Genomic DNA, 5,032 nt, shown 5'->3' with positions numbered 1-5,032 from the left:
CCACGCCTGGTCAACCTCTGACGCTGACCTGAGAACCGAAGCTGGAGCCCGAGACCGGAATCCGGAAGGAGCGAGGAGCCAGGAGCGGCCAGGACCCGGTGCCGATTTTTCGATGACGACGACCGGGTGACCACCCGCGGTAGCAGTGAATGGTGAGCCAGGGAAAGAATCCTGTCGGAACCGAAACTCTCGAGAATCTCTCGAGGAGCGGAACCACGCGGATTTCCGTGGAAATCAGAAGGACCCGGGCGCTTCGAGCGCCCGGGTCCTGGCCGACCGGTTTCGGAGAAGCCGGGGCGGTCTGGGCGTGCCGCCCGGGACCGCCGTCCCCTCAGCTCTTCTGCTTCTGCTTCGCGGAGAGCCGCTCGACGATGGAGGCGAAGTCATCGGTCTGGAACGACGCCTCCTCCGCGGTTGTCGCGAAGTCGAGCGAGGCGATCACGGCGCGCTCGACGTGCAGGTTGAGCAGCCGCTTGGTGGTCTCCACCGCCTGCTGCGGAAGCTCGGCGATGCGCTTCGCGCACGCCAGCGCCTCGGCCACCGGATCAGCGGCGATGTGGTTGGCCAGCCCCATCTGAATGGCCCGCTCGGCGGAGATGCGCGCGCTGGTGAACGCGTACTCCTTGGCCAGGTGCATGCTGGTGTGCAGGGGCCAGGTCAGCGGCCCGCCGTCGGCGGCCACCAGGCCGACCTGGATGTGCGGGTCCGCGAGGAAGGCCTTCTCCGCCATGTAGACGATGTCGCTCAGTGCGACCAGGCTGCAACCGAGACCGACGGCCGGGCCGTTCACCGCGGCGACCACGGGAATCCGGCAGCGAACCATGCCGAGGACGATCTCGCGCCCGTGCGCGATGGACAGGGCGCGCAGCTCCTTGTCCTTGAACAGCTCGTTGAGGTAGGCGAAGTCGCCGCCCGCGGAGAACGCCCGGCCGGCCCCGGTGAGCACGGCAGCCCGCGCCGAGCGGTCCTCGTTCAGCTGCGGCCAGAGCTTCGCCAGCCCGACGTGCAGGGGATGGTTGACCGCGTTGAGATCGTCGGGCCGGTTCAGCGTGATGATCCTCAGCGGCCCGTCCGCGCGGACCTCGATCTCCTCCGGCATGTCGTACACGTCATACGTCCAATCGATGATCCGGGTAGCGATGTTGTCGGTGGCCGGCCCCGGTGCGTGACCCTCGACGATGTGCTGCCGGGCGCCGCGGCCACCGCCGTGGCGCCCGGGGATCGCATCTCCTCGTTTCCAACCCCTGCAAACTACATTCTCGTTGGGGGTGAATCAACCAATGACCGGGCAGAATGCCGGGTACGGTCATATCGGAGTCTTGACCCGACGGGTCGGGTGTGCTTGTCCAGTGTGTCGTCGGGGATGAAGGTTTTCGCGCGAACGCAGTGGATGAATGTTGAATCCATGGCAATGTCGATTTTTCTTGATCGTACCGCCTCTGATCGTATGCGGAGATCGTCGCTTCACGGAGTCCGGCCTTCACGGAGTCCGGCCGTCATCGATGCCGACCCGCGCCGCGCGGGTGCGGCCCTGGAACGAGAGCGAGACCGACTGTGTGGGAGTTCGAGACCGACCCGGCCTACCAGGAGCAGCTCGACTGGGTCGACACCTTCGTCCGGGACGTCGTCGAACCGCTGGACTTCGTCCTCGACAACCCGTTCGACAAGCGGGACTCCCGGGCGCAGGCGATCGTCCGGCCGCTCAAGGAGGAGGTGAAGGCACGCGGCCTGTGGGCCTGCCATCTCGGGCCCGAACTGGGCGGTCAGGGCTACGGCCAGGTGCGGCTCGCCCTCCTCAACGAGATCCTGGGCCGCTCCCGGTGGGCGCCGTCGATCTTCGGCTGCCAGGCCCCCGACTCGGGGAACGCCGAGATCCTCGCCCACTTCGGCACGCCGGAGCAGAAGGCCAGGTATCTGGAGCCGCTGCTCGAGGGCGACATCGCGTCCTGCTACTCGATGACCGAGCCGCGCGGCGGTGCCGACCCGACCCTGTTCACCGTCCGCGCCGTGCGCGACGGCGGCGACTGGGTGATCAACGGCGAGAAATGGTTCTCGACGAACGCCCGGCACGCCAGCTTCTTCATCGTCATGGCCGTCTCGAACCCCGACGTGGACGCCTACAAGGGCATGTCGATGTTCATCGTGCCGGCCGAGACGCCCGGGATCACGATCGTGCGCAACCCCGGCGTCGCCACCGAGCCCCCGGAACAGGGCTCGTTGGGGGGCGTCCGGCATGACCACGGCTATGTCCGCTACACCGACGTCCGGGTGCCGGCCGATCACCTGCTCGGCGGGGAGGGCGACGCGTTCGCGATCGCGCAGACCCGGCTGGGCGGCGGGCGGGTGCACCACGCGATGCGGACGGTCGCCCTGGCCCGTCACGCCTTCGACCTGCTCTGCGAGCGGGCCGTCTCCCGCCAGACCCGGACGGGGCCGCTCGCGTCGCTGCAGATGACCCAGGAAAAGGTCGCCGACAGCTGGATCGACATCGAGTGCTTCCGGCTGCTGGTGCTGCGCACCGCCTGGCTCATCGACAAGCACAAGGACTACCGGAAGGTCCGCAAGGACATCTCCGCGGTCAAGGTGATGCTGCCCCGCGTCCTGCACGACGTCGCCCAGCGGGCCCTGCGCATCCACGGGTCGCTCGGGGTGTCCAACGAGATGCCGTTCGTGAGCATGATGGTGACCGCGGAGGCGCTCGGCATCGCCGACGGCCCCACCGAGGTCCACAAGGTCACGCTGGCGCGTCAGGTGCTCCGGCAGTACACCCCGGTCGAGACGCTCTTCCCGTCCGGTCACCTGCCCACCCTGCGGGAACAGGCCTTCGCCGCCTTCGCCGACCGCCTCGAACACGAGGCCGCCGAGCTGTGACGACGCGCCTGACCGAGCGGCGACGGCACCTGGTGGGCCACGCCGCTCGGCAGGCTAGGCCCTCCGAGTGAAGGACACGCCCTGCCGGACGCGTGCCTCGACCTCGGTCGCGAACGTGGGTAGATCGTCGGGCGGTGTGCCCATCTTCCCGTCGAGGTAGCGCCGGTACACGCCGGCCAGGATGGCAGCGGCCCGCCAGGCGGTGAACGCCATCCAGTAGTCGAGCTCCGCGATCGAGCGGCCGGACTGCCGCGCGTAGCGGGCGGCCAGCTCGTCCGTCGTGGGGAACCCTGGCAGCGCGGACGGCAGCCGCTCCTGGCTCGCCCGCGCGTCCGGCGTCGACCAGGTGCGCAGCAGGTAGGCGACGTCGGCGAGCGGGTCGCCCAGGGTGCACAGCTCCCAGTCCAGCAGGGCCAGGACGTCCCCGTCGGGGCCGAGGAGCGCGTTGCCGAGCCGGAAGTCGCCGTGCACGAGGCGCGCGGTGGACTCGGCGGGCCGGTGGGCGACGAGCCAGTCGTGCAGCGCGGCCATGCCACCCATGTCCCCGAGCTCGCAGGCCGCCCACTGCGCCGACCAGCGCCTGAGCTGCCGGTCGAGGAAGCCGTCCCGCCGGGACAGGGCGCCGAGACCGACCGTGTCGACGTCGACGGCGTGCAGCGCGGCGAGGGTGTCGACGAGCGCGTACCCGGCGCGGCGGCGGGCCTGCGGGGAGGGGAGGAGGGCCTCGGAGTCGGCCGCGGTGCGCAGCACGAGCCCGTCCACGTAGGCCATCACGTAGAAGGGCGCGCCGGTCACCTCCGGGTCGTCGCAGACGCCGAGTACGCGCGGCACCGGCACGCCGGAGCCGGCGAGCGCGGCCAGGATCCGCGCCTCGCGGGTGACGTCGTGGGCGGTCGCGAGCAGCGCGCCGACCGGCGGCCGGCGCAGCACGTACCGCTGGTGACCGGCGTCGCCGACGAGGTAGGTGAGGCACGAGTGGCCGCCGGCGACCCGGTCGTAGCGCAGCGGTGGCACCGCGCCCGCCACATGTTCACCGAACCAGCGGTCAAGCGCCCCGGCCTCGATACCGAGGGGTTCGGGTGCCGTCGGGAGGGCATCCATCTGCGACCTGCCTTCGGCTCGGTGCGGAGATCGACGTGGCGAGAGTGCCGCGGTTTCCCAGCATCTGACCCTACCGTCACCTTGCGCGGTGGCGCTCCCGACGCTGCTCGGTCCGCCGTCGCGATCTGCTGGCGTCGCGGACCACCGAAGTGTAGGGAGGATAGGGACGTCCATCGCAGACAAGCAAGGGAGGGCCCGTGGCTCACGCCGGTATCTCGGTGTTCGACGCGGACAACCATCTGTATGAGACGAAGGAGGCGCTGACGAAGTACCTGCCCGCCCGGTACAAGGGGGCGGTCGACTACGTCGAGCTCAACGGGCGCACGAAGATCATGGTCCGGGGCCAGGTGAGCGAGTACATCCCGAACCCCACGTTCGAGGTCGTGGCCCGGCCCGGCGCGCAGGAGGACTACTACCGGAAGGGGAACCCCGACGGGCTGTCCTACCGGGAGATCTTCGGCAAGCCGGTGAAGTGCATCGACGCCTGGCGCGAGCCCGCCGCCCGGCTGGCGAAGATGGACGAGCAGGGCCTCGACCGCACCCTGGTGTTCCCGACGCTGGCCAGCCTCATCGAGGAGCGGATGCGGGACGACCCGGACCTGATCCACGCGGTCATCCACTCGCTCAACGAGTGGCTGTACGAGACCTGGCAGTTCAACTACGAGGGGCTGGACCGGATTTTCACGACTCCGGTGATCAGCCTTCCGTTCGTCGACAAGGCGATCGAGGAGCTCGACTGGGTGCTTGAGCGGGGCGCCAAGGTCGTGCTGATCCGGCCGGCGCCGGTGCCCGGGCTCCGTGGTCCGCGTTCGTTCGGCCTCCCCGAGTTCGACCCGTTCTGGGCGCGGGTGCAGGAGGCAATGCCGTGAAGCTTAAGTCGATCTTGGATGGCTGATCTTCTGCTGTTCTTGGCTGGTGGGTTGGTACGGCGTGGCGGCGTGGCATCTGTGCTGGTGGGTGGTTTGGTCACGGTTCGTGGCTTCGATGGTGACCCCGGACCAGGTGTCGGTCGGGGTGTTGGTGACGGCGGTGCCGCGGGACGCGGTGGACGAGGCGGTCG

General features: G+C 69.4%; 4 protein-coding genes and 1 pseudogene. 2 read left to right on the top strand and 3 right to left on the bottom strand.

Going from position 1 to position 5,032, the window contains the following annotated elements:
• Positions 1–331: 331 nt before the first annotated feature.
• Positions 332–1,108: an enoyl-CoA hydratase/isomerase family protein gene (locus tag E0504_RS49470; RefSeq protein WP_112105526.1), complete on the bottom strand. Its 777-nt coding sequence runs from the start codon at positions 1,106–1,108 to the stop codon at positions 332–334.
• A 446-nt stretch (positions 1,109–1,554) separates the two neighbouring features.
• Between E0504_RS49470 and E0504_RS49465 the strand changes: the two genes are divergently transcribed.
• Positions 1,555–2,871, top strand: coding sequence for an acyl-CoA dehydrogenase family protein (locus tag E0504_RS49465; RefSeq protein ID WP_020464321.1), 1,317 nt, complete (start codon positions 1,555–1,557; stop codon positions 2,869–2,871).
• A gap of 54 nt (positions 2,872–2,925) precedes the next feature.
• Here the strand turns inward: E0504_RS49465 and E0504_RS49460 are convergent, their stop codons facing one another.
• Entirely contained in the window at positions 2,926–3,972 is a 1,047-nt protein-coding gene (locus tag E0504_RS49460; protein WP_071067082.1) for a phosphotransferase family protein, read from the bottom strand.
• A gap of 197 nt (positions 3,973–4,169) precedes the next feature.
• Here E0504_RS49460 and E0504_RS49455 point away from each other — a divergent pair.
• A pseudogene (locus E0504_RS49455) lies at positions 4,170–4,832 on the top strand (amidohydrolase family protein); the annotation flags it as partial.
• 12 nt (positions 4,833–4,844) lie between these two features.
• On the opposite strand, the gene E0504_RS51815 reads toward E0504_RS49455, so the two are convergent.
• Positions 4,845–5,032, bottom strand: a 188-nt coding sequence (locus E0504_RS51815) for a hypothetical protein (RefSeq protein WP_207974745.1), incomplete at its 5' end; no start/stop codon positions are given.

The organism is Parafrankia sp. BMG5.11 (assembly GCF_004337455.1).
This window is presented reverse-complemented; position numbering and strand designations above follow the sequence as displayed.